We start from the raw sequence: 25,112 nt of genomic DNA on the forward strand, positions 1-25,112 counted from the left end.
AGCCTATAAATAACAAAGCCAATAAATAACAGAAAATTATTATTATCTTAAGTAATGATAATTTCAACTCTAGCGTCTTAAGTAACGCTAATCAAAGTCATATGTTGGTAACACTTTATATTGGTCTATTGGTCTATTGGTCTATTGGTCTATTGGTCGACTTGTAGAGTTGCTATGAGTAACAAAGTGTTGCGACTTTGTTGAATTTTTGGTCTATTGACCAACTGTGCTCATATTTAGGAACGAAGATGAATAGAAATGTTTGGCTGCTCTCACTGTGTCAGGCCTTGTTGATGACGGGTAACATATTACTGATCTCTGTGATTGGCTTGATCGGCAAGCAGATTGCGCCCAGTGTGAGCATGATTACCTTGCCGGTTGCACTGCAGTTTTTGGGTTTAATGGCAGCCACTATTCCTGCGTCTTTAATTTCAGGCAAGTTAGGGAGAAAGCGAGGATTTAGCATTGGTAATGTGGTTGGCATTACAGGAGCTAGCCTTGCCACATACGCACTGTCTCAACAACACTTCTATCTGTTTTGTTTCGCCACTTTCCTTCTTGGGATAGGCATAGGTTTTGGCACGCTTTATCGTTTTGCTGCAATCGAGGTGTGTGATGAAAATGCCCGTCATCGAGCGATATCTATCTCTATGGCTGGTGGCGTTCTAGCAGCGGTACTCGGGCCAAACTTGGCGATTATGTCTCAACAGTGGTCGCAAGATGGCTTGTACATTGGTGCTTTTGCTTCTTTGATTGGATTGAACATTCTTGCGTTACTCATCTTACAAACCATTCAGTTCCCCAAAGTCTCTTTTAATAGTCAGGCGCCTAAATCCGATCCTCTCAGTGTGATAGTAAAAGCGCCTAACTTTATTGGTGCCGTGTTTGCTGCCATGGTCGCTTATGCGGTGATGAATATCCTGATGACAGCAACGCCATTGGCAATGATTGGCTGTGGCTTTGACTTTACTAAAGCGGCGGGTGTGATTGAGTGGCACGTGTTGGGGATGTTTGTACCTGCATTCTTTACTGGTTCACTTATCGAGAAGTTTGGCTCAAGAATGATGATCTTGGCAGGCGGGGTTCTGTTCGTCGTCTGTATCGCGATTAACATTCATGGCGAATCTATCTGGCACTTCAGAGCAGCCTTGGTTGTGCTAGGTGTCGGTTGGAACTTTATGTTTATCGCGGCAACAGGTTTGTTTAGTCAGTCCTACCAATCGCAGAATAAAGCTAAGGCACAAGCGTTTAATGAATTTATTGTCTTTGGCTGTGTGACGATTACAGCGATGCTCTCTGGTTGGTTAGAATCGACAGCAGGATGGCAGAACCTCAATATCTACGTATTACCATTCGTGTTAGCTGTTATCTTGTTGTTCGCATTCAGTGCTCGTAAATCGCGTATTCAAAAGCAGCTTGTGTAATGGCTCATCGAATGGTGGTTCAGTAAATTTGTTACTGTGATTAAAACCCTAGTATCTCGAACTGCGACCAATAAAAAGCCCTACCAAATCGGTAGGGCCTTTGCTTACGGCTTAAATAATAACGTTTTCTTAAAACTGCTGTCGTGGCTTATATCCTGTGACAACAGTACTTAAGCTTGTGTTGTAAATACGCATGACAGAGCCAGCGGTGATTTACAGGTCGACCAAAATTGTCTTAGTGGTAATCCCACCTTGGTCATCGATTATCTTCAGTGTCACCTCGTGCTTTCCGTATGAAGGGAAGATTGACGTGAATGTGCGACCACGTTTGACCTTTCCATTTGGAAGTGTCCACTCGGTATCAACAATACGACCATCGCTGTCTGAACTTGTAGACCACATGGTTACCCAGCGGCCCAAGTGAATGTACTTCGCGCTCGCTTCTGGAAGGGCGTTTGGAGATTCAACACTCACTACAGATCTAAATGAATCGGTAGCGCCTTTGTCGTCGACAACAGTCAAGTTCACCGTGTATTCGCCCGCTTGCTCGTAAGACCAAGTTGGTGCCACTTCGTTACTTGTTGTGCCGTTCCCAAAGTCCCATAGGTAACGGGCGATCTCACCGTCTTGGTCTGAGCTGAAGTTGTTTGCAGAAACAGTCAGACCAGTCACATTAAGCTCGAAGTTCGCAGTAGGAACGATGTTGTGTTGGCTTACTTTAGATAAGCGAACCACACCGTATTCGTTGTTATCACTCTGATTCACAATATCGACCGCTAAACCAAACTCCGTCAGGATGCGTCCTGAATCTGGTGCTTGAGGCGATGTGTAATCTTGGTCATCCGAGAAGCTAGCATTGCCAACCAAACTGGTATCTTCGAGTACATCGTTGTCGCTGTTTACAAGACGCATTGGAGTATGATCTTTGAGTGAAAACGCTGCGTCTCGAACTTGGTAGCGTGTTTGAGCCGCTTCACCAGAGTTTGCCCACACCATGGCATTTTGGTCTGCATCGACCACGCCTAACCAACCTTCACCAGGGTGTTTACCTACCCAGTTGTCGGTTAGTGATTCGTCGACGTACCAAATGATCAAGCCAGGGTCGAATGACATCAGTTGTCCCATGCGTTTGATGTTCGCTAGGCCTTCATCAACATTCATGTGGCTGCGCCACTGCAATAGATAGTAGTGCTGCGCTTGATGGAATCCATTACTCAGCTTGTAACCATTAAGGGCGAAGGTGGAGTTGCTTTCACCATCGTCTATTGAGGTGACTTCACCATCAACGACAACACTGAGGTTATCCAGATAGAAGCCTTCCATTGCTAAGCCGCCATCGGTGATGTACTCAAATGAAAGTTCAACTTCTTGTCCTGCCCATTGTGAAACGTCGAACTCAGCGTTAACCCATCCGCCAGATTCGCCGCCAATAGCAGGAACGAGGTCCGTGTTGTATGGGTCGTCCATTGAGGTAATGTTGCCTGCAATGGCTTGTCCGTTGATTAGCACGCGAGCAAAGTCGTAGTCTTTTTCAATCTCATACCAAGTTTTGAAAGACAGCAGTGCAGAATCACCCGCTGGGATCATCAACTTGCGAGTCATACTGTTTTTTAGATCATCGCCTTTTTGAGAGTGGAATGAATACTCGCCCTCAAAGGGTTTCAGACTTTCAATCTGCTTTTCAGGAAGATCCACTTTGATCATGTTAGGACGACTGTTATCCGTTGTTTGGAACAGCGTATACACTTGTGGATTGTCTTCTAGGTCATCAATCGAGAGCTGATCATCGTTAACCCAGCGTCCGCCAATCGATTTCTGTAGGAAGTGTTTTGCCCAAGAGCTGAATGCCGTTGGTTGTGTACCACCAATTTGACCAGCCCAACTGCCCGAAGACATGATTGACCAGTAAGAAACCGGTTCGCCTCTGCCTGTGTATTGCGTGTCATACTCGTCTGGTAAGCCTAAATCATGACCATATTCGTGGGCACAAACACCTGCAGCCGCATCAATCGGTTGAATGGTGTAATCGAACGCCGCGTATTGGCCACCAAATCGATCTGGAAGCGAGCTAGAAGTACCTTCCAGTACATGAGTGCGACCAAGGTTGAATCGGTGAGACCAAATCGCATCAGGGCCTAACACGCCACCACCGGCTTCTTCGCCTACCGATGCATGAAACACCATCAGGTGGTCAATCACACCATCGGGTTCGCGGAAATTTCCGTCACCGTCGTAATCGTAACGATCTTCGATGTCGTAATCGGCAAGGTTGATACTCGGATCTTGAGCCAGTTGATTCAGCGCTTCACGAACCAGTTCTTGGGCGTTTAGGTCGTTGTCGGTGGTAGGGGAGTTGCCACCATAGAATGACGCAGGCTTAGAGGCGCGATACCAACCTGCCGCTTGACCTGAAACGCTGTAACTGTCGCCTGATTCGCTTTGGTAATATTGGCGCATCGAGATTAGGTTTTCGCCATTTGGCCCTGTGTAGCCAGAATTTGAAAACAACAACTCTTGATAATGTTCAGGGTTGTAGCTCTCGTAGAGCATCTGCGTGTGCTCTTCGGTCAACTTGTTGTCATCCCAGTTCAAATCAGGGAAATCGACCAATAGAGCGAGTACTTTATCGGTGCGCTTGGTGCCGACTTCTAAAGCAAAGACACTCGCTTTTTTAACGCCAGACCCTTTTTCTATGGCTTTGAGTATTTTTGCGCGTTGCTCAAGTGCTTTTTTTCCGAATTGAGCATCGCCTTTGAAACCGGAATTGATTTTATTTTTCAAGTAACGGTCAAGCGCATCGCGCTTTGCCGCATCGGTTGCATCTTGGTCGACTAAGCCTTGTCTAACTAGCATTTCAATGAGTTTGTCTTCATTAACTACGCCTAAATCAATAGGTGTTTTTGCATAACCACTGACGCTAAATAGAGTAAGCATTGCTGAAGCCAACAATGTTTTTCTCATCATTTTCATTATATTTCCTTTTTATATTTCCATGTCGATATCAGTATCAACTTGCCTTATTCGGATCTGTTGTCCGAGTTTGGCCTAATACACTCTTGTGGTGTCTTATTTAACTGACGTGTGTTTGTTGTATGTTTTTTACCTTCTATCTCTTTTGTATTGGTTGTCTCTTTTCTATTTTTTGAATCAAACGGAGTGCTCTTCACTTTTTTAGCGTTGAGATAGATACGCAAAGCTTCTTGATTTTCCTCATAGGTTAAGCCTGAACAGATAACACCTTGTTTTATCAATGACTTCAGCAATAGTTCGTCGTTCTCAATAGTGGAAGCCTGTGACAGTGAGGAAAAAATTAGAACCATTAAAGCCATTGTTTTGTGTGACATTATTATATCAAGCCATCAGTTTTGATTATGTAATAAAATATATTTATAAAATTTACCAATCAAATGGATAATTATTACAATTAATTATTCGTTCCGGTTTCAACATTTAGAGTTAATATAAAATAAGGAGTGTTATTTATTCTATTGTCAGTTATTTAATGGGTTTTGTTGAATGAATAGTTGATAGTTTGGATGTTTAATAACATTGATTAGGTCGTGGTTATTATTCTGGAGGGCGCTTTATACAAGGCGTTGGGTTCTAACTAATAAGATGATTTTTTATTATCGGTGTTTTAAAATACGCATGTAATAACTGAGTCATTAGTAAATACCCATGCTCAAATTATTTTTACTCAAAATATCAATAATTAGGGTATTGAGAGTAACTTTCAGTGTTTAAATGACGTGAAATTTAACAATAGCAGAGCTGGTCGGGTTGTCACCGCCTGCTTGCTTAAAGCGAGTGAAACGGCTGAGAGAAGAGGGCGTGATTGTCGGTGGTGTGTCCATCATTAATCCAGAACTGACCGGCAGTAAGATGACTTTGGTTGTGTCCGTGGAAATGGAGCGTGATCGAGGGGATATTTACCAAATCTTTCGCCATTCTATTTCAAAGGCAGAAGAGGTCACGCAGTGCTATCAGATATCAGGCAGCTTTGATTTCATGCTGATTGTGACGGTCAAAGACATTCAAGCCTACGAAGACTTTGTGGAGCGAGTACTACGCAAAGATCTGAATATTCGTAAATTCCATACCTCTGTCTCAATGAGAACCGTGAAATTTACCACTGCCGTAAACTTAGATGAGTCGTGACTGTTGGCATGAGAAGATAGTGAAGTTATTAGCTTTGTGAGGTACTTAGCTAATATTTGTATAAATAGCAGGCATTTACACAAAATGTGATGTTCACATTTTGTCATAACTTTAATAATTGTATATATTCCTCGCCTAAAATAATAATTAACCTAAGTTAATATAATGACTGTCAGCTCATCTACTCAATCTCGTGAAACGCTTCTCAGCGAAAACGAACAACTTGTCTCTACCACTGATTTAAAAGGCGTGATTACGTACAGTAATGATGCTTTTTGTCGCATAGCGGAATACAGCCAACAAGAATTGCTAGGGCAACACCACAATATCGTAAGGCATAACGATATGCCGAAAGCCGCTTTTGCTGATATGTGGGTTAACCTAAAGCAAGGTAAAGCTTGGCGTGGCATCGTAAAAAACAAAACCAAATCTGGTGGGTTTTACTGGGTCGATGCTTATGTAACTCCAATTTACGACAATGGTAAGGTGAGTGGCTACCAATCTGTTCGTGTTAAGCCAAAGAATGAATGGATACAAGTTGCAGATAAGGCTTACCAAGGCCTCTTGAAGGCTGAAAAGTCGGGTCGCCAATGGTCATTAAAGATCAGTGACAGTGTTCGTTACGCCGTGTTGCTAGGCTCTTTGGCTGCGCCGTTAATTTCAAATCTCATTGAAGTAGGGCAAGTATCACAATGGTTGTTGAGCCTACTTCCTGTTTCAGCATTAGCACTGCTTTTCCGACAAGAGCTGATTGATACTCCACTGCAGTTGAAAAAGCTGCAATCTAAATTCGATAGTGTTAGTCGTCTTGTTTATTCAGGTAATAGTCAGTTCTCTATTGCCGATTTTCACTTAAAACTATTGTCTGCAAGAATCCGCACCGTATTAGGTCGCATGACAGACTCAGCCAAGCCGTTACAAGATTTGGCTGACAACCTAAATGCGACGTCATTTGAAGTATCAGAAGCCTTAGATCAACAAACAAAAGACATTCTTCAAGTACGAGAGGCGACTGAAGAGGTTGAAGTCACCGCCAATGAGGTCTCTTCTCGCACAGAAGAAGCGCACCAGATTGTTGATGTGACTTTGCAAACCTGTGCTGGCGCTAAAGAAAGCATTAATCAAACTCATCAAAACTTAGAGAGCCTAGCTTCTCAGGCTGAAAAGGCGACTCAAACGACTTACCAACTGAGCGATCAAGCGCAGAGCGTAAGCAAGATAATGGAAGAGATTGGTGGAATCGCCGAACAAACCAACTTGTTGGCCCTGAACGCTGCGATTGAAGCGGCGAGAGCGGGCGAGCAAGGACGAGGCTTTGCCGTTGTTGCCGACGAAGTCCGTGCATTGTCGGGTCGAACCTCAAAGGCTACGGTTCAGATCAAAGAGAGCATCGATACCATGCTAACGACGATTGAAGGGTGGCAAAAAGATATTCTGGCGAACCGTAAGCAAACGGACGCATGTGGTGATGTTGCGAAGGTGAGTGCAGAGCGCTTGTCGGAAGTCGAAAACCTAATGCAATCCATGAATGAACTCATGCAGTCTGTTGAAAGTTCTGCTCATAAGCAACGTGAGCTGTCGAGTGAAGTCAATCTGCATATGCAGTCTATCGCCTCGACCGCAGAACAAAACTTAGTGGCAACGCATTCTGTGAAAGACCACTCCACAGAGCTAAAAGAACGAGTCAATGAGTTCTACCAACTGGCAAAGCGTTTCGAAGAAAAATAGCCGTTAGATTTAATCCGAATGAGAGAAAAGACAAAAAAAGCCCCGCATTTTCATGCGGGGCTTTCTGTATGCATCAACCCATTGAAGGGCGAGACAATGTATTCAAGATTAAGCTAGAAGCTCTTTCGCTGTGTTTACTACGTTTTCAGTAGTGAAACCGAACATCTTGAATAGCTCACCTGCAGGTGCAGATTCGCCAAACGTTGTCATACCGATGATCTTGCCACCGAAACCAACGTACTTGTACCAGAAGTCAGCGATGCCAGCTTCTACAGCGATACGTGCCGTTACGTCAGATGGAAGTACAGACTCACGGTACTGCGCGTCTTGTTTGTCGAACGCATCAGTAGCAGGCATAGAAACTACGCGTACTTTCTTACCTTCAGCCGTTAGCTCAGCAGCAGCGTTAACCGCTAGCTCAACTTCAGAACCCGTTGCGATAAGGATAAGCTCTGGCTTGCCTTCACAATCTTTCAGGATGTAACCACCCTTAGCGATGTTTGCTACTTGCTCAGCGTCACGATCTTGTTGTGCAAGGTTTTGACGAGAGAAGATAAGTGCAGAAGGACCATCTTTACGCTCGATTGCTAGTTTCCAAGCAACAGCAGACTCAACTTGGTCACATGGACGCCATGTGCTCATGTTTGGAGTTAGACGTAGAGAAGCGATCTGTTCAACCGGTTGGTGAGTAGGACCATCTTCGCCTAAGCCGATAGAGTCATGCGTGTAAACTTGGATGTTCTGAGTTTTCATCAGAGCAGCCATACGCATAGCGTTACGCGCGTATTCCATGAACATTAGGAACGTTGCGCCGTATGGTACGAAACCACCGTGCAGAGCGATACCGTTCATGATCGCCGTCATACCGAATTCACGTACACCGTAGTGGATGTAGTTACCAGAGAAGTCGTTTGCTTCAAGAGACTTAGAACCAGACCACATAGTCAGGTTAGAAGGCGCAAGGTCAGCCGAGCCGCCCATGAATTCAGGTAGCATAGCACCGAACGCTTCTAGAGCATTTTGAGATGCTTTACGTGATGCGATGTTTGCTGGGTTAGCTTGAAGATCAGCGATGATTGCCGATGCTTTCTCTTCCCACTCAGCTGGTAGGTCACCGTTTACGCGGCGTTTGAATTCAGCTGCCAGCTCAGGGTATGCTGCTTCATAAGCTGCAAGTTTCTCGTTCCACGCTGCTTCCTTAGCTGCGCCTGCTTCTTTCGCATCCCACTCTGAGTAAACTTCCGACGGAATTTCAAAAGGACCGTGCTCCCAACCTAATTCTTTACGTGTTGCTGCAATTTCTTCAGCGCCTAGTGGAGCACCGTGACAGTCGTGCGTACCTGCTTTGTTTGGAGAACCAAAGCCAATCACTGTTTTAGTACAGATTAGAGTAGGGCGAGGGTCTGCTTTAGCCGCTTCAATCGCTGCGTTGATAGCGTCAGAATCGTGACCATCTACCGCTGGGATTACGTGCCAGCCGTAAGCTTCGAAACGCTTAGGTGTATCGTCAGAGAACCAACCTTCAACTTCGCCATCGATAGAGATACCGTTGTCATCCCAGAAAGCAACCAGCTTACCAAGACCAAGCGTACCTGCTAGAGAACATGCTTCGTGAGAAATACCTTCCATCAGACAGCCATCACCCATGAATGCATAAGTGTAGTGGTCTACGATGTCGTGGCCTTCTTTGTTGAACTGTGCTGCTAGCGCTTTCTCTGCCATAGCCATACCAACAGCGTTAGTGATGCCTTGACCTAGAGGACCAGTCGTTGTTTCGATGCCTGGTGCGTAGCCGTACTCTGGGTGACCTGGAGTCTTAGAATGCAGTTGACGGAAGTTTTTAAGATCTTCAATTGAAAGCTCGTAACCTGCTAGGTGAAGCAGAGAGTAAATCAGCATTGAGCCGTGGCCGTTAGACAGGATAAAACGGTCGCGGTCAGCCCACTCTGGGTTTGCTGGGTTATGGTTTAGGTGAGAGCGCCAAAGTACTTCAGCGATGTCTGCCATACCCATAGGTGCGCCTGGGTGACCAGAGTTTGCTTGTTGTACGCCGTCCATGCTTAGAGCACGAATAGCGTTAGCTAGATGTTTGCGATTCATAAGAACTTCCGAATAAAAATTAAGAAAAACAAAATTGATAAAAGTAGGGGAACTGAACGTTCCCCTATTTGAATTTGGTAAGAGTGATTACAGCTTAGCTGCGATCATGTCTTCTAGTTTGCCTTGGTCAACGGCGAAGTTGCGGATGCCTTCAGCCAGTTTCTCAACAGCCATTGCATCTTGGTTGTGGTCCCATAGGAACTCAGCGTGAGTCATCGCTGCTGGACGCTCTTTAGTACCGTTAGAGTCGATAAGCTTCTCTACTACTTCGCCTTCTGCTGCTTCTAGGTCTGCTAGAAGTTGAGGAGCGATAGTTAGACGGTCACAACCAGCAAGTTCAAGGATCTCGCCGATGTTACGGAAGCTTGCGCCCATAACAACAGTTTTGTAGCCGTGGTCTTTGTAGTAGTTGTAGATATCTGAAACAGAGATTACGCCTGGATCTTCTGAAGCTTCGAAATCACGACCTTCTTTCGCTTTGTACCAGTCCATGATGCGACCAACGAAAGGAGAGATTAGGAATACGCCAGCTTCAGCACAAGCACGAGCTTGAGCGAAAGAGAATAGAAGCGTTAGGTTACAGTTGATGCCTTCTTTCTCTAGGATTTCAGCAGCACGGATGCCTTCCCAAGTAGAAGCCAGTTTGATAAGGATGCGGTCGTTAGTGATACCAGCGTCGTTGTACATTTTGATAAGTTGACGAGCTTTAGCAACGCTGCCTTCCATGTCGTAAGAAAGACGAGCATCGACTTCAGTAGAGATACGGCCAGGTACAACTTTTAGGATTTCTTTACCGATGTTCACGTTAAGCATGTCGCAAGTATCTTGAACTTGCTGTGCTTTATCACCGCTTTGCGCTTTTGCGTATTCGATAGAAGCATCGATTAGAGGAGCGTACTCAGCAATTTGAGCAGCTTTAAGAATTAGAGATGGGTTAGTTGTTGCATCTTCAGGAGTGTACTTGCTGATAGCTTCGATATCGCCAGTGTCAGCTACAACAGTTGTTAGTTTACGAAGTTGCTCTAATTTATTGCTCATTTTGATCATCCTATGTATCGCATAACACCTCATTAATGGGAGAGGTGTGGGCATTTGCAAGCTAACTAATGAAGTTCTCAATGGTTGTACCAGTGAGCCAAACTTACATTAATTTAAATTTTTCTCCGAACGAACATTTGCACAGAACATTTGATCGCTCGATGAGTAAATGATGTAGCCATATTTATCCGATCTAGCCCCAAAGTCAACGGTAAATAGTACTGTATGGTGACTTCAGTCAAATATATTTCGCTCTAGTAATCATGGGCTATGCAAGCAAACGTTTAACGAGCAAAGTGAGGTGAATTAATCAACAACAAAACCATGGTTATGACCATGAGCAAATGTACCTTGCTGTTACATATGTTCGGGGTGTAAACTTGTGTATCACTTGCTTAAGCATCGAACATTTGTTCTTCAAGCAGGTAAAATAATTGTTAAATATTGGTTGAGTGGTATATGAGTAAGAATATCCAAGATGTTTCCGAAGAAAACACTGATCTCCTCACTGAAGTAGCGGTTGCTTATTATCAAGATGGTGCCACGCAAGAAGAGATATCTAAAAAGTACTCTATCTCCCGTGCAAAGGTTGGTCGAATGCTCAAGCAAGCCCGAGATGAGGGCATTGTTGAGATCACCGTGAAATATCACCCCGTCTTTAGTGCGAAGATCGAGCAACGTTTGATCGAACGATTTGGTGTAAAGCGTGCTCTTGTAGCACTAGACCAACCAAATGAAGAGAAGCAGCGATTACAGGTTGCTGGTTTAGTGTCTAATTATCTTACCAGTACACTGAAAAACGGTATGGTGGTGACAGTAGGACAAGGGCGAAACGTATCGTCTGTTGCTCACCACACTGGCGTAATTACGCCACGAGACTGCAAATTCGTGTGTGGTATCGGCGGTATTCACCCAAGAGGCGGTATGTTTAATGCCGACCATATATGCAGGCAGCTAGCCAAAAAGTACGGTGGATCTTCTGAAACCTTATACGCGCCGGCTTATGCCGAGAATAAAGCGCAAAAAACCGCATTTATGGAAAACAGCACCGTTAAGCAGACACTCGATCTCGCTCGAAAAGCCGATGTTGCATTAGTCGGTATCGGTGATATGAGTGAAAACAGCTATATGGTCGACTTAGGTTGGTTTACCGCAGGTGAGGTCGTTCAATCTCGTTTATTGCAAGGAGTCGTCGGTGACTTTGCGGGTTATGACTTTTTCGATGTTCACGGTAAAACAGCAAACACAGTAATGAGTGACCGTGTGATTGGTTTGGCCTTGGAAGAATTCCGCCCAATTGCAGAAGTCATTGCCATTGCAGCCGAGAACAGTAAGCCATTAGCTCTATTAGGCGCACTAAGGACCGGTGTGGTCGATGTGATAGCGACCAGCGTAAGTAATGCTTTGACGGTACTTAACTTGGACGAACAACTTAGCGTGAATAAACCAAACGGCAGTGAATAGTAAGATATTTATGCTTCGTTGAATTCACTATTTGAGTAATCATGGAAATTCCCCCTAATGAAACCAGTGCAATAAGGGGGATAACTATTAGACATGACTCGAATAGTGAATTTGTTCAGCGGTTGAAAGAATTATCACTCTTTAATGTTAAGCCACACTAAAGGAGATAATTATGAAACTGTCATTTATCACACACGCTATTTCTAGCAACAGTGACCAATCAAGTTCTATCTTTAAATCTATTTCTATCTTTGGGCTTAGCTCAATAGCCACGGTTTGTATGCTCACACCTACAGTACATGCCGATGATAAAGTCGTCGCAGGGTATTTTGCGGATTGGCAATATCTGAATAAAGACAACCCTTATACCGTTGACGACATACCTGCAGACAAGCTCTCACATATTATTTACGCCTTCTTGAGCATGTGTGGTCCTCATAGCGGTGCTGGTGAGCCCGTCCAAAAACAAATTCAGCAGCAATGTGCAGACAAACAACCATATACCGCGATTATTGTGGATAAAGAAGCTGCGTTAGAAGTCGATTTCGGAGACGTGGGTGTTGATGTCGCCTATAAAGGTCACTTTGCCCAGTTAGCTCAACTGAAGGCCGACAATCAAAATATCAAAATTTTGCCCTCATTTGGAGGGTGGACAATGTCTGAACCTTTCCATGCGATGGCGAAAGATCCTCAAGCCATTGCGCACTTTTCAAAAACTGCTGTTGAATTGATCCAAAAATACGACTTCTTTGATGGTATTGATCTTGATTGGGAATACCCAGGAGGCGGCGGCTTAACCACTTCGCCTTGGAACCCAGAGACGAAACTAACGGATGAGCAAAAAGCGCTAGAGCGTGAAGCTTTTACTCTTTTAGTAAAAACAATCAGAAGTGATTTGGACGCTCTATCAAAGACGACTCAAAGTGATTACGAGCTTTCAACGGCTGTCGGTGTTGGTGCTAAGGCAGCTCAAATTGACTGGAACGCAGCTAGCCCATATCTGACGAACATGTTTGCGATGACGTATGACTTCCTCGGAGGCTGGGGAACTCAAACAGGTCACACAACAAACTTACATGCCACCGAGCGTAGTTGGTGGGGAATGGGAGCTGATGTCTTCATTAATCAGATGATAGAGCAAGGTATTCCTAGCGAGAAGCTCGTGATCGGGGCGGCTTTTTATGGTCGAGGTTGGCAAGGGACAAAAGACTTTGCTGGAGAGCTGCCTAAAGGTGACCTAGTTTCTGAACAAGGGGCGCAGTTTGGTACCGGTGAAAACGGTTACTTCATGTTTTGGGATCTTATGAATAACTACAGCAGTAAACAAGGTTATGAGTATAAGTATGATGAGCAAGCTCAAGCACCTTATTTGTGGAACCCAGATAAAAAAGTATTCATATCTTTTGAAGATCAGCGTTCTATTAAAGCAAAGGCAGAATGGGCGAAGAAATCAGACCTAGGCGGCATTTTTACTTGGGAATTATCAGGAGATCCTTCCGGGCAGTTGATCGATGTTATGCATAGTGAAATGAATAAAAAGTGAAATGAATAAATAACTGAACAGAAAATACCTAGAAAATAAGGTAGGTGTTTAGCCGCCTACCTTATTTAGCTCGTCTATTTAACTCACGTTCTTAAACAGAACATTCCGCGTGCTCGGTCACTTGCTTGTTTAGGTGAGTAGCCAGCTCATCGTAAGGAATAGGGCGAGAGAAGTAATAGCCTTGCATTAAGTCACATCCACATGCCTTTAGAATTGCGAAGTGTTCGTTTGATTCTACGCCTTCTGCTAATACCACCATGCCGAAGTTCTTACCGATTGCGATGATGTTTTGCACCATGGTGAGTGACTGCTGATCGACAGCAATGTTCTCAATAAAGCTCTTATCGATTTTAAGTTCATCGATAGGCAGTGCTTTCAACATACTTAGTGATGAATAACCTGTCCCGAAATCATCTAAAGAGATCTTTATATTCTTCTCTTTGAGGGCTTCAAAAGTCGGTTTCACCAAAGTCACATCTTCAATGAACAAGCTCTCGGTAATTTCTAGCGTTACACAGCTAGGAGAGAGTTGATACTTTTCTAGTGTCGCGAACAAGTGCTCAGAGAAGGATTGATGAGAAAACTGACGCACTGATATGTTGATCGACAGCCCGATTTTTTGTTCTGTTGTTCGGTGCAAGTGGGCGATCTGCATAATGCTGGACTCAATAATAAAAGTCCCCAGTTTTTGCATTAAACCCGTGTTCTCTGCTATCGGTATAAAGACATCTGGCGGAACAAAACCCAATTCCTCATCAATCCAGCGCACGAGTGCTTCTACACCATGAATACTTTCATTTGCACGAACCAGCGGTTGGAAAACCATGAACAGCGTTTGTTTCTCGATAGCGATGCGTAGCCTTTGTTCTACTTTCATTTTGTAGAGATGAGCATCTTGCATTTCCGTTGTGAAAATACTGTACGAGTTTTGCTGCTGTTTCGCTTTGTACATTGAAATATCGGCAGAACGTAACAGGCTATCCAGATCTTTTCCGTGTTCTGGGAAACGCGCTACGCCGATGCTGCAACCTAACAAAAACTGAGCGCTTTCAACTTCATAAGGTTGAGAAAGCACTTCAATAATGCGCTTGGCGAGTCGTTTAATTTCAGCTTCATTCGACAAGGGCGTCAAGAACAAAAACTCATCACTGGATTCACGTACCAATAGGCTGAGGCGAGATCGGAACCTCATCAAACGCAAAGCGATCTGTTTGAGAACCTTATCTCCAAAGTCATGCCCGTGGGTGTCATTGACGCATTTAAAGTTATCGATATCGATAAACAACAGCGAAAATGGCTCTGACTCATCGTCAATCCATTTACCAATGTTTCTACGCATGTACAAACGGTTTGGCAGAGAGGTTAAAGGGTCATGGTTCGCCTGATAAATGAGTTGGCTACGAGTCCGTTGTTCATTCTTGGCAATCGACTTAACCAAAAAGTAGAAACCAAACTGAAGAAAAATAAAGGCAACGAAAAGAATGCTGAACTCTTGTATGAATATACTATCGACGTGAGTTAGATCCGTACGTCCTACCACCCATAATTTGTAGTTTGGGATGTATTTCGCGCTCATCAAAGAGTGGTACTCTTCATCGTCGACGACAAAAGAATAGGTTTCTTGCCCATTCATCGCTTCTTGTACGCTAATTCCGAAGTGGTCGGTAAAGATACTTGCAATACGCTGTATGACATCTTTGCCGACTGGAGAGGAATAGGCACTCTCAGATTCAATATCACTTGAATAAAACTGGCGATAGCTGTCTTTTCTGATCAGGCTTAGTGTATTGAAACTTCCGGCGTGAGCATTATTTTCAAATACGATCGTTGCGTCTAATCGTAGCCCTGCGGTCATTACTGCATCGGTTTTCTTGCCATCGATTGAAATGGATTTTCTCAGCGGGATGACTAAGCTATTCAACGAATCTTGAAAATAGGTACGGCCAAGCACCATGCTACTGCTTGATAGGGCGTCTAGGAAGGAGCCTCTGGTTGGCGCGTATTGCAGCAAGTTCCTTTGATTCGCAAGTTCGAGATTTGAGCTAATCGAGAGGTAATCACCGTCGGTGTTCAACAAGCCAAACGCTGCTATCGCAGGGTGGGTCTCAAGTAGCTTGTCTAATATTGGCCTAATCTGGATAGATGCAGTACGTGTGAAATCAGACTGTTGAGCCAGTTGATGGCCAACCACTTCTAACAAGGCTTCTTGACTGGTCAGCAGCGAGTTGACGGAGCTAGAAAAAAGCTCAACCTGAATGTGTTGCTGCTCTATGAAGTCGTCTCTGTTTGCTTTCCAGTTTGTTATTCCCAACGCGGCGAAAAGTATCAGGGTCAGTAGTACGACAAACGCGTACAGCGACCAGATATTTTGCTTAAATAGAGCCATGAGATGCCTTTGTTGGTTACTACTTTTAACAGACTGCAAGTGACAAACTATTGGGTTGTCAGCGCGATTCATGCAACGAAAAATACAAACATCAATGATGAAAGTATTAATGATTAAATAGTGTAACGACTACGAGCAGAGATTCTTGAGTGAAAAATTAGTATTCATAACGTCGATAACGATTAGTTTATGATTAATCACGAATTATGGTTAGCAAGTTGATGTGGGTTACAAATCAAACGGCGTGAATCGAGTCTTGGTCTCAAATGAACATAGCGTTAACTGCGACATAGAGGCTTACTTCATGAGACGTGGGGCCATCATTATCAGTAAGCTCTTTATGCATGCGCAGTATATTCTAATAGTTGCATTAAGCGAAGTTGAATTACTTTTTAGTCACGGCGATAGGGAGTTTGTCGTTAGCACCCCATTCCGTCCATGAACCATCGTAAACACCCATTTCACCGTTATAGCCAGCGAGTTTAGCGGCTAATAATATGATGCAAGCTGTTACGCCAGAGCCACAGCTAAAGAACATAGGTTGAGAAGGCGTTAATTCTAGCGTTGAAAAGATATCAATAAGCTCTTCTTGGGACTTTAACTTGCCGTTTTTGAGTACTTGGGCAAATGGTAGGCAAATAGAATTCGGTATATGGCCACTACGCAAGCCTTCACGTGGTTCAGGAACTTCTGAATCGAAACGAGCTTGAGAACGAGCATCTACAATGTTTGCGCTCTTGTCAGTTGAGTAACCTTCAATCTGCTGAGCACTGACAAAGTAGTTGTCTTGAATATGGCCTTCAAAATTGCCCGCTTTTACTTCGGTGCGATAGTCAGTCTCGGTCGCGTAACCGGCTTCGATCCAAGCTGGCAAACCGCCATCTAAGATGAATACGTCGTTGTGTCCCATTGCCATAAACATCCACCACGCACGAGGAGAAGCGAAGGTTCCGGAGTTATCGTAAACCACAATCGTACTGTCTTGATTGATGCCAATTTCTTTTGCGCGAGTGTTGAAGTGTTTTTCGCTCGGAAACATGTGAGGAAGCAGAGTGTGCTTGTTACAAAAGTCTTTGTCGTAGTCAAAACGAATAGCACCAGGAATCATTTGTCCTTTGATCTTTTCTGACTCGCTTGGAATTTGAAACTCGATGCTGGCGTCGAGGATGATGATATTGTCTTCTGCTAGCAAACGTTGTTGAAGTTGTTGTGGTGAGATGAGTGGCTGATTCATTATTGTTATATCCATTCTTGTTGTTTTAGCGATTCTTACTGTTTTAGCGAATACAGTGGTAGAGCGATTACTGTTGCTTTTGCGAATACAGTTGCTTTACGAATACCGTTGTTGCATCGATGGCTACTGTGCAGCTCGACAGTGGATGAACTGATAACTGCTTTGTCCGGTTATTTGATTGTTTAATGTATCAAGCGCGACCACAGAATCAATAGGGCAGTCTGTGGTAGGAGCAATAGAGAGCCGAAATACGTCATTATCTTTTGTCTGAACCGTCAGATAACGCCTGTGCCCATCTAAGGATTGAGTAAGCGTGTTCGAAATTACTTTGGCTTGAATACGTTGCCCCGTCTCTGATGTTAGCGGGAAATAGGCAAGGGCAACTAACACGCCTACGCCACACATTAAGATAAATAGACCTATTTTTAACTGTTTCATGAGAGTAAGTCTTTGAAGGTTATGTTGAAAATATAAGTGAGGTTGGTGGTAAAGTGAATGCTACTCGCTAAGAAAGCTGAATTAACTGCTCTTCGACGAAAATAAAAAAGTGAGCATTTCTGCTCACTTCCTACTTACAAACAATCCATTTTGACTCTGTTTCGTCAGAGATCTCGCTAACGACAAGTTACCTGCTGTTAAACAATTTACTGCCAGACAATCTGAGAGTCGCCGCTAGAAACCACTTGTTGTAATGGAGGTTGACCATCGTAAAACCAAATCTCTATCAAGAGTGCGTCATGGTTTACTGGTGCTGCAAAGTTGGAGGCGAACACACCGTTATCTAGTGGGCCCGCAATGACCTTGCTGGAGTAATCCGGCTTCAAGGTTGAGTCATCTCTTGTACTAAAGCGGCTATAAACGGTCACAAAAGAACGGTCTGTCGAAATGCTGCTGATGTCAATGTTGAGATCAAACTGTTCAACAGAGTTGTAGTCAAATCCATCAGGTACCACCAAATCACTCATCGTATAGCTCTGCGCTGCTACCGCACTTGTCGCGGGAGACGGCGAAGGCGTTGCTGTTACCGGAGTCGTTGCTGTTACCGGATTCGACGGAGTTGCAGGTGTCGAGGGTGTAGATGGTGATGCCGTAGATGTACTTCCGCCCCCACCGCCGCCGCCTCCACAGCCGGCTAATACTAATGGCGCTGCAGCTAAAATAACGGCTAGTGACTTCTTGATGTTCCAAGTGCTTTGTACAGACATACGTTTTTCCTCAAAGAGATTGCGACTTGAATCAACGCAATGATTGTCTCGATATTGTTTAGTGTGAATAGTCATAACGTCTCTCCTTATGGTTCGTAACGTTGGTTGTCTGCAGGTGATTGGTACCATGTTTGGTTCGTTTCACCGCCGGATTCTGCGTATTCTTTAAACCCTGGGTAAGCGGTAACAATATCGACGTACTCTAAAGGCCACTCCCATTCGTCATCCGAAGTCACTATTAGTGCCCAAGGGTGGTTTTCTACTGTTTTGAAGTATTTACCTGTTGATGGATTACTGTCATCGACGCCTAAACCAGCTTCAAAGAGGTTAGTGGTATCAAATGCTTCGGTTGGAGCTTGGTCTGGCAAGTGAACCTCCCAGCTGCGTCCTGGATGTAGAGGTAGGTTTTCACCATGATAATACCCAGGCGTTGCGAAGATGAACGGGTCGTAAGGCATATCGGTCCAGCTGCCAGTACTCACACCGTCACCGGCTAAAGTAATACCAATTTGGAACGAGAACTGCTCATCTTCTTTACATCCATTACTGGTGCGGTAGAAGGTACAGCCAGTGCTGATTTTTTCTGTCAGGTCATTGGCGATAACAAAGATTGCTTCGCTACGTCCATCTTCTAGGTCAAGGTCAGTGAATACGCCGTTGTGTTTCATGTAAGAGCTACCACTACTCACCAAGCTCGGGTCTAGGTTAGGAAGTCGAACAGCAAAACCATTTCTGTACGATGCCCCGACAGCAGCTAAGCGTCCGTCGATGGTGGATTTAACGACCTTTCCATCTTTAAGGATCTCGGTAATGCGATACATAAGAACAGCATCGTTCATGTCGTAGTCGGCTTTATATGGCCAGTTATCTTCGTACGCGAGCGTTGCGTAACCAGAAGCACTTGGGAAGTAACGAGCGGTGGCACCATCGTTAAGGACATCGACTTGAATATCGACCACCTCACCAGAGGTTGAACCGCCAAAATAACTTAGGTTGGTTTGTTGGCTGAATCTAAATCTAGCCCACGTAGTACCGGTTAGTGCGTTGATATCAACATTAAGGAACAGATCGTTTTCACCAGCATCGAGCGCGTAATCTGTAAACACTTGCTCGTTGGCGCCATCGAAACTGCCATCTTGGTTCCAATCTATCCAAGCCGAAAGGTAACCGGTTGTTGAAGCCTCAATCACCACTTTTGAATCAAGACCAGCTTCAAGTGCGGTTACAAAACCGATACCACCGTTTGCCCATTCATCATCCACCCCGACAGTTTCATCTGATTGAGGTGTGACATAACCATCTAAATCCGCATCTGGAGGAGTTGTACCTAACCATGTGATGCCATCGAGTTCATGTCGAGGGCCATTGCTCGCCAGTAACGTTAGGTAGCTGTCTGGAGCATCACCGAAGTCGATGTTTGAGTCTTCATCAACAACAGGTGCATTAGCACAACGAGCACCATCGTTTTGACCAGAAGCTGGGCCATTCGAAACAAATTCAACGGCTGGAACAATACCTGCCGCGATATTGGCAGCGTTGTCTGGAGACAGATTGATACGGTAAATTTTACCGTCTTGGTTTCGAGATACGTAGTAGTAGCCGTTGACATCAAAATAGCCAGCACCGAACGTACCTAACTCGCCGGTGTCTCCGATGTAGGTTTCGGCACCAGTTGTAGGGTTGAAGCTGTATAAGCCACCAGAGTTATTATCGATACCATATAAAGAGCCATCACTTGGATGAAAGGCGAAATCAGTCAATTTTACAGTTGCTGGGCTGCCTGCGATTTTGTTGACCGTGACGGTCGCATTCGGATCAGAGTCTAAAGGAGAGAGGTCAACAGTAAATAGTCCCTTACCTGTACGATACAAGTAGTAAACATGGTCATAGACGTCGCCGACATAGAAAGTGTGATCGGTTGGTAAGCCACTGGTATTGATAACTTCAGCTTGGAAATCCTGTCCAAGGCGCACCAAGCGTTTGTTGGTGGTGTCATAGCCATAAATATATCTGTCTTGAAAGTCGAAACCAACACCATTGATATTGGCATTCATACCCGTATCGTCTTCTAACAGAGTGGTTGAGCCGGTCACTAGGTTTACACCCCAAACTTCAACGGGTTTCGACTGAAAGAGGTATGCTTGACTAGGGCAGGTATCGAATGGCGCTGCGTTGGCGACTAGAGGGGCACTTAATAGCAAACTTAACGTTGTAATTCTCATATCTACATCCTTGTGATGGAAGGTACAAATATAGTTACAAGTTATGTGCCAAATTTAACACGTTGATTTTTAACGATTATATTTTGTGGTGCTGATTTTTTTATTGTATTCTCAAAATGAGAACTCAAATGAAACTAATCTCTCATAGAGTATTTCAAATTGATAAAGCGAGTTGAGATGCTGACGTTGAGATATAAAAAAGCCCCAACATATAGTCAAGGCTTAAGTTTTCGATAAGAGGGGATATGATTTAGCTTATCCACACACCGAACAATTAGGCATCTTCATTAAATTCATTTCACGCCAGCTGTGAGACATGGCATCGAGAATCAAAAGCTTGCCTTGCTTTGGTTGTCCAAACCCGGCAATAACCTTGATAGCTTCCAAAGCCTGAGCCGCGCCAACCATGCCAACAACAGGTGCCATCACACCGGCTTCAACACAGCTTAGAGCAGCGTTGCCGAATAGAGCGCTCAAGCACTGGTAGCAAGGTGCATTTTCATCTTGATAAGTGAATACGCTAATCTGACCTTCCATGCGAATCGCAGCGCCCGATACTAGAGGCGTTTTTGATGCGTAACATAAGCGGTTCAACTGATTGCGCGTTTCGACGTTGTCACTGGCATCAAGAACAAGCGAGTGTGCTTCAATTAACTTGCCAAGTGCCTCGTCATCAAGCCTGTGTTCGACAGTTTCAATCGTCAGATGCGGGTTCAATACCTGCAAAGATTCAGCGGCAGAATCGACCTTCTTCTTACCAATATCAGTATCGGTGTGAAGTACTTGTCGCTGCAAATTTGAAAGCTCGACAACATCGTCGTCGATCAGCATTAGCTTACCAATGCCCGCAGTCGCAAGGTATTGAGCAGAGGCACAGCCTAAACCACCCGCACCTAACACTAAGATTGAACTCTGTTTCAGCGCTTCTTGACCTTCAAAATCAAACTGTTTGAGAATGATCTGGCGATTGTAACGAAGCATCTCTGCGTCAGACAGTATTTCCATCAGCAAGCCTCGTTAGTAAAGCGTGGAGTTAAACAGTTGAATCTGAACCGTTTCACCGACTTCAACACGGCCACGTTCGCGCTCTAGTACCACAAAGCAGTTTGCTAAGCTCATTGAGCGGAAAGCGCCAGAGCTTTGGTTACCTGTTGTTTCTACTACAAACTTACCGTTTTCAATCGAGTAAATACCACGTTGATAATCAGTACGGCCTGGGCCTTTTTTGAATGCAGATTTAGTGATCGCAGGAATCGATTCTGGTGCTGTCCACGCAGTGTGACCGGCAAGTTTAGCCAGCATAGGTTGAACTAACACGTACATGGTCATCATTGCAGACACTGGGTTACCCGGTAGGCCACAGAACCAAGCGTTGTCTAGCTCACCAAATGCGAATGGTTTACCTGGTTTGATTGCTAGTTTCCAAAAGCCGATTTCGCCAAGCTCTTCAAGAATGTCTTTGGTGTAATCAGCTTCGCCGACACTTACGCCACCAGAAGTGACAACTACGTCTGCCAGTTCTTGCGCTTTTACAAAGGTTTCTTTAAGCGTTGCAGGGCAATCAGGAATAATACCTAGGTCAATTGCTTCGCAACCAAACGCTTCAATCAGTGGTTTGATACCGTAGCGGTTGCTGTCGTAGATCTGACCATCTTCAAGAGGCTGACCTAATGGCTTGAGCTCATCGCCAGTAGAGAAGAAAGCGACTTTAGGTTTGTGTGCCACAGTTACATGACTCACACCGAGCGAAGCAATCATTGGAATGTCACGAGGTGTTAAACGTTCGCCACGGCTAAGAACGATATCGCCTTGCTTGATGTCGTCACCGGTAGGGCGAATGTTATTGTTCAGCTTGATGTCGTCTTGCTGAATCTCAATGCCAGCGTCAGTTTCAGCCGTGTTTTCTTGCATGATTACGACGTCACAACCTTCCGGGATCTTTGCGCCAGTCATAATGCGAATACAGGTGTTTGCTGGCCATTCACCTTCAAAAGGTTGACCTGCAAAGGACTTGCCCGCTAAAGGCAGCACTTTACTGTTCTCTAGGTCTGCTAAGCGCAGTGCATAGCCGTCCATTGCTGAGTTATCAAAAGGAGGTACGAAAATAGGGGATAGAATATCTTCAGCAAGTACGTAACCCAATGCTTCTGCCAATGGCAGTGATAAGGTCGTTCGAATAGGTTGAATTGGCGATAGCAGCTTATCTAGTGCTTCTTCAATTGGCATCAAGCCCGGAGCGTCGCAACAGCCCATAATTGAAATCCTTTGATCGTTATTATTTTGATTTTGTGGTTGGCAATGGTGGTTAAATAATGATCAGAGCACCTGATTCGCCAACGAAATTCTAGCCACTCTAGCACAGTTTAAGCCCCGTAAATAATGACCTCCCTTAAAATATGGGTGTATTTATTCAAAATTCCGAGTATCCTTGTTTGCCATCCAGAAGGGGTAATAAAAGAGGAAGTTCAATGTCAGGTCTTAGCGAATCAGCGAAGTTGGTTAAAGATGCGCTAGCAAGCCGTGGTTTAGAGACACCAATGAGTCCAAACCAGGTTAGCCGAGAAGAGAAAAAGGAACGAATCGAACACCATATGCGTGAGATTCTCACTCTCCTTGAACTTGATCTTACGGACGATAGTCTGGAAGAAACACCGCAACGTATTGCTAAAATGTACGTGGATGAAATTTTCTCTGGTTTGGATTACGCCAATTTCCCTAAAATTACGGTAATCGAAAACAAGATGGGCGTTCGTGAGATGGTACGAGTAAAAGACATTACCGTGACCAGTACTTGTGAGCACCACTTAGTGACGATTGATGGTAAGACTGCGGTCGCTTATATCCCGCGTGGAAAAATCATTGGTCTTTCAAAGATTAACCGTATTGTTCGATTCTTTGCTCAGCGCCCACAAGTTCAAGAGCGTATGACGCAGCAGATCCTTGTTGCACTGCAAACGCTACTCGAAACTGATGACGTTGCTGTCACCATGGATGCGGTTCATTACTGCGTGAAATCACGCGGTGTAATGGACGCGACTAGCGAAACGACAACAACAGCTCTGGGCGGTATCTTCAGATCAAACCCAGCAACGCGCCACGAGTTCTTACACGGCCTGCGTTGATTCACTGCATTATTAGATGAATTCAATTTAGCCTCTGTAAATTGATGTTCATTGAAATATATTCTAAGCCTCGCTTTATGCGGGGCTTTTTTACGCCTGCAATGAAGTCAACTGTAATGGCTGAGAATGCTGTTATTCCCTAAAGTGAAGAATGAGCGACTTATTCACTTTCGCCATTCCCTAAAGTGAGGAATGAACGTAATAGGGAATCTGTTGCGGCCAAGCAGAAAAAGCACGCTCTATATCTTAACGTTTGTTGAAAGCATATAGAGCGTAACTAGAATCAGTCGCTGGTGGAGTGCTTAAGAAAGGTTAAACAAACGCTTTAAGTGGTGAACAATACCGGATGGCTTGTTCTCGGCTTGATAGATGCTCAAACCATCGTAAAAACTCGCCATTAACTCTACGCGAATCTCATCATCACTGCTTCTCGATATACGAGACAGTAGCGTAGCGGCTACAGCTGCGTGATCATTGGCTAGGCTGTAATCCATTCCTAGTCGTCCTTGAATGAACAACCACAAATGCGTGACTAGTTTTAACTGTTGAGCGTTAGAGTTTTGTAACTTGTCGCTGTGCTCAGTTCCCACTGTATTATCGAATACATTTTGCATCGCCTCATTCGCTTCTTTATTGCTTTCAAAGCGATAGCTTGCATCGATATGTACCTTGGTTAGCAAGCCAAGCAACGTCTGACGTGCAGAGTTCTCCGGCTTGTTCTCGCAAGCGTGTTTAAACAAAGCGTGGTTTTCATCAATAAATGACGACAGCTCTTTCTCGTAGCCTGTCGAGAGCGCTTTGACTGAACCTAAACCTGCTTCTTTTAAACACTGGTGAAGCTTGGTTCTAGCTTGTTGTTTAGCTTTGATTTCTTGCTGCGCGTCGGCTTGTTGCTTGGCTTCTTCTAGCTGGCTAGCTGCTGTTTGCGAATTATTCGGGGTTGGACGCTCAGTCATTACTCTGTAGCTCTTCCCACGTTACTTCTGCCGATTGAGTATCGCTGTTAATGAAAGCAGAGTTACCCGTCAGCATGACTGAAAGATCCATCGTACGTTGTGTCATCGCCGCTAGCTGCTCAATACCATCGTTGTCTAGACGAACGATCTGAGCTTTTAGGTAGCCGAATTTACCTTTGTTCTGCTCCCACCAAACGTTTGATTTAGTGTTGAAGCTGAATACGCGTACTGATTTAGATAGGCGAGTTGCCTTCTTAACACGCTCTGGATCGGGTTCGCCCACATCGACCCATTCTAGGATTTGATCGTCTAACGACTTCTGCCATAAATCGGGTTCTTCAATGCTAGACAACCCTTTAGTGAACTCAAGTTCAGGAGACGCATTGATACAGAAAGCCATGATTCGAGCCATCATTCGCTGTTCTGTTTCAGAAGGGTGTTGTGCAACCGTTAGATTGAAAGAGTCGTAATAGTCGCGATTCATATCGGTTAAAGAGATACGAAACTTGTAGATTGTGGGTTTAAGAGCCAT

General features: G+C 44.5%; 18 protein-coding genes and 1 pseudogene. 6 read left to right on the forward strand and 13 right to left on the reverse strand.

What is annotated here, in order from left to right; translation table 11 throughout:
- The first annotated feature begins 248 nt into the window (after positions 1–248).
- Positions 249–1,424, forward strand: a complete 1,176-nt coding sequence (locus AB6D06_RS15415) for an MFS transporter (protein WP_372110888.1) — start codon at positions 249–251, stop codon at positions 1,422–1,424.
- Between the two features lie 213 nt (positions 1,425–1,637).
- Here AB6D06_RS15415 and AB6D06_RS15420 read toward each other — a convergent pair whose 3' ends face one another.
- Both AB6D06_RS15420 and AB6D06_RS15425 read right to left on the reverse strand, forming a co-directional pair.
- Complete coding sequence (locus AB6D06_RS15420) at positions 1,638–4,394, reverse strand: immune inhibitor A domain-containing protein (protein ID WP_372110891.1); 2,757 nt, start codon at positions 4,392–4,394, stop codon at positions 1,638–1,640.
- 47 nt (positions 4,395–4,441) lie between these two features.
- Entirely contained in the window at positions 4,442–4,768 is a 327-nt protein-coding gene (locus tag AB6D06_RS15425; RefSeq protein WP_017064423.1) for a hypothetical protein, read from the reverse strand.
- Positions 4,769–5,177: 409 nt separating this feature from the next.
- Here AB6D06_RS15425 and AB6D06_RS15430 point away from each other — a divergent pair.
- Positions 5,178–5,582: pseudogene (locus AB6D06_RS15430) on the forward strand (Lrp/AsnC family transcriptional regulator); the annotation flags it as partial.
- A gap of 165 nt (positions 5,583–5,747) precedes the next feature.
- Positions 5,748–7,310, forward strand: a complete 1,563-nt coding sequence (locus AB6D06_RS15435; protein WP_372110895.1) for a methyl-accepting chemotaxis protein — start codon at positions 5,748–5,750, stop codon at positions 7,308–7,310.
- Between the two features lie 108 nt (positions 7,311–7,418).
- Here the strand turns inward: AB6D06_RS15435 and tkt are convergent, their stop codons facing one another.
- Both tkt and tal read right to left on the reverse strand, forming a co-directional pair.
- Positions 7,419–9,410, reverse strand: coding sequence for a transketolase (gene tkt / locus AB6D06_RS15440; protein WP_009845572.1), 1,992 nt, complete (start codon positions 9,408–9,410; stop codon positions 7,419–7,421).
- Positions 9,411–9,497: 87 nt separating this feature from the next.
- A complete protein-coding gene (tal, locus tag AB6D06_RS15445; RefSeq protein ID WP_009845571.1) occupies positions 9,498–10,448 on the reverse strand; it encodes a transaldolase in 951 nt (316 codons plus the stop codon).
- Positions 10,449–10,907: 459 nt separating this feature from the next.
- Here tal and AB6D06_RS15450 point away from each other — a divergent pair, with 459 nt between their 5' ends.
- Positions 10,908–11,912, forward strand: coding sequence for a sugar-binding transcriptional regulator (locus AB6D06_RS15450; protein ID WP_017065721.1), 1,005 nt, complete (start codon positions 10,908–10,910; stop codon positions 11,910–11,912).
- A 172-nt stretch (positions 11,913–12,084) separates the two neighbouring features.
- Entirely contained in the window at positions 12,085–13,455 is a 1,371-nt protein-coding gene (locus tag AB6D06_RS15455; RefSeq protein WP_372110899.1) for a glycoside hydrolase family 18 protein, read from the forward strand.
- Between the two features lie 91 nt (positions 13,456–13,546).
- On the opposite strand, the gene AB6D06_RS15460 is transcribed toward AB6D06_RS15455, so the two are convergent.
- The 7 genes from AB6D06_RS15460 to moeA all read right to left on the reverse strand — a co-directional run bounded on the left by AB6D06_RS15460 (position 13,547) and on the right by moeA (position 22,755).
- Positions 13,547–15,841: a putative bifunctional diguanylate cyclase/phosphodiesterase gene (locus AB6D06_RS15460; RefSeq protein ID WP_372110902.1), complete on the reverse strand. Its 2,295-nt coding sequence runs from the start codon at positions 15,839–15,841 to the stop codon at positions 13,547–13,549.
- A 385-nt stretch (positions 15,842–16,226) separates the two neighbouring features.
- Positions 16,227–17,075 carry a sulfurtransferase gene (locus AB6D06_RS15465; RefSeq protein WP_017065718.1) on the reverse strand — a complete coding sequence of 283 codons (849 nt, stop codon included), beginning with the start codon at positions 17,073–17,075 and terminating at the stop codon, positions 16,227–16,229.
- A gap of 123 nt (positions 17,076–17,198) precedes the next feature.
- Positions 17,199–17,513, reverse strand: coding sequence for a hypothetical protein (locus AB6D06_RS15470; RefSeq protein WP_017061706.1), 315 nt, complete (start codon positions 17,511–17,513; stop codon positions 17,199–17,201).
- Between the two features lie 206 nt (positions 17,514–17,719).
- Positions 17,720–18,355, reverse strand: coding sequence for a hypothetical protein (locus AB6D06_RS15475; RefSeq protein ID WP_017064433.1), 636 nt, complete (start codon positions 18,353–18,355; stop codon positions 17,720–17,722).
- An 11-nt stretch (positions 18,356–18,366) separates the two neighbouring features.
- Positions 18,367–20,502: an LruC domain-containing protein gene (locus tag AB6D06_RS15480; protein WP_372100303.1), complete on the reverse strand. Its 2,136-nt coding sequence runs from the start codon at positions 20,500–20,502 to the stop codon at positions 18,367–18,369.
- A gap of 255 nt (positions 20,503–20,757) precedes the next feature.
- Entirely contained in the window at positions 20,758–21,507 is a 750-nt protein-coding gene (gene moeB, locus AB6D06_RS15485) for a molybdopterin-synthase adenylyltransferase MoeB (RefSeq protein WP_171733099.1), read from the reverse strand.
- A 12-nt stretch (positions 21,508–21,519) separates the two neighbouring features.
- Entirely contained in the window at positions 21,520–22,755 is a 1,236-nt protein-coding gene (moeA, locus tag AB6D06_RS15490) for a molybdopterin molybdotransferase MoeA (RefSeq protein ID WP_017061724.1), read from the reverse strand.
- Positions 22,756–22,970: 215 nt separating this feature from the next.
- Between moeA and folE the strand changes: the two genes are divergently transcribed.
- Positions 22,971–23,624: a GTP cyclohydrolase I FolE gene (gene folE, locus AB6D06_RS15495; protein WP_017061725.1), complete on the forward strand. Its 654-nt coding sequence runs from the start codon at positions 22,971–22,973 to the stop codon at positions 23,622–23,624.
- 302 nt (positions 23,625–23,926) lie between these two features.
- On the opposite strand, the gene AB6D06_RS15500 is transcribed toward folE, so the two are convergent.
- Both AB6D06_RS15500 and AB6D06_RS15505 read right to left on the reverse strand, forming a co-directional pair.
- Complete coding sequence (locus tag AB6D06_RS15500; protein WP_372110906.1) at positions 23,927–24,580, reverse strand: hypothetical protein; 654 nt, start codon at positions 24,578–24,580, stop codon at positions 23,927–23,929.
- The gene (locus AB6D06_RS15505) at positions 24,573–25,112 is read right to left on the reverse strand and encodes a YaeQ family protein (RefSeq protein ID WP_017061727.1); all 540 of its coding nucleotides are present in this window, start codon (positions 25,110–25,112) and stop codon (positions 24,573–24,575) included. Before AB6D06_RS15505 ends, AB6D06_RS15500 begins: the two co-directional genes overlap by 8 nt.

This window comes from Vibrio sp. 10N.239.311.G01, assembly GCF_041465805.1.
In the GTDB taxonomy this organism is placed as follows: domain Bacteria; phylum Pseudomonadota; class Gammaproteobacteria; order Enterobacterales; family Vibrionaceae; genus Vibrio; species Vibrio crassostreae_C.

Excerpts from the sequence above, each read along its gene's own strand:
- AB6D06_RS15505 (WP_017061727.1), bottom strand. The coding sequence starts at position 25,112 with ATGGCTCTTAAACCCACAATCTACAAGTTTCGTATCTCTTTAACCGAT.
- AB6D06_RS15455 (WP_372110899.1), top strand. The coding sequence starts at position 12,085 with ATGAAACTGTCATTTATCACACACGCTATTTCTAGCAACAGTGACCAA.
- AB6D06_RS15435 (WP_372110895.1), top strand. The coding sequence starts at position 5,748 with ATGACTGTCAGCTCATCTACTCAATCTCGTGAAACGCTTCTCAGCGAA.
- moeA (WP_017061724.1), bottom strand. The coding sequence starts at position 22,755 with ATGGGCTGTTGCGACGCTCCGGGCTTGATGCCAATTGAAGAAGCACTA.
- AB6D06_RS15420 (WP_372110891.1), bottom strand. The coding sequence starts at position 4,394 with ATGAAAATGATGAGAAAAACATTGTTGGCTTCAGCAATGCTTACTCTA.
- folE (WP_017061725.1), top strand. The coding sequence starts at position 22,971 with ATGTCAGGTCTTAGCGAATCAGCGAAGTTGGTTAAAGATGCGCTAGCA.
- moeB (WP_171733099.1), bottom strand. The coding sequence starts at position 21,507 with ATGGAAATACTGTCTGACGCAGAGATGCTTCGTTACAATCGCCAGATC.
- AB6D06_RS15415 (WP_372110888.1), top strand. The coding sequence starts at position 249 with ATGAATAGAAATGTTTGGCTGCTCTCACTGTGTCAGGCCTTGTTGATG.
- AB6D06_RS15480 (WP_372100303.1), bottom strand. The coding sequence starts at position 20,502 with ATGAGAATTACAACGTTAAGTTTGCTATTAAGTGCCCCTCTAGTCGCC.
- AB6D06_RS15470 (WP_017061706.1), bottom strand. The coding sequence starts at position 17,513 with ATGAAACAGTTAAAAATAGGTCTATTTATCTTAATGTGTGGCGTAGGC.
- AB6D06_RS15465 (WP_017065718.1), bottom strand. The coding sequence starts at position 17,075 with ATGAATCAGCCACTCATCTCACCACAACAACTTCAACAACGTTTGCTA.
- AB6D06_RS15500 (WP_372110906.1), bottom strand. The coding sequence starts at position 24,580 with ATGACTGAGCGTCCAACCCCGAATAATTCGCAAACAGCAGCTAGCCAG.
- tal (WP_009845571.1), bottom strand. The coding sequence starts at position 10,448 with ATGAGCAATAAATTAGAGCAACTTCGTAAACTAACAACTGTTGTAGCT.
- AB6D06_RS15425 (WP_017064423.1), bottom strand. The coding sequence starts at position 4,768 with ATGTCACACAAAACAATGGCTTTAATGGTTCTAATTTTTTCCTCACTG.
- AB6D06_RS15450 (WP_017065721.1), top strand. The coding sequence starts at position 10,908 with ATGAGTAAGAATATCCAAGATGTTTCCGAAGAAAACACTGATCTCCTC.
- AB6D06_RS15475 (WP_017064433.1), bottom strand. The coding sequence starts at position 18,355 with ATGACTATTCACACTAAACAATATCGAGACAATCATTGCGTTGATTCA.
- AB6D06_RS15460 (WP_372110902.1), bottom strand. The coding sequence starts at position 15,841 with ATGGCTCTATTTAAGCAAAATATCTGGTCGCTGTACGCGTTTGTCGTA.
- tkt (WP_009845572.1), bottom strand. The coding sequence starts at position 9,410 with ATGAATCGCAAACATCTAGCTAACGCTATTCGTGCTCTAAGCATGGAC.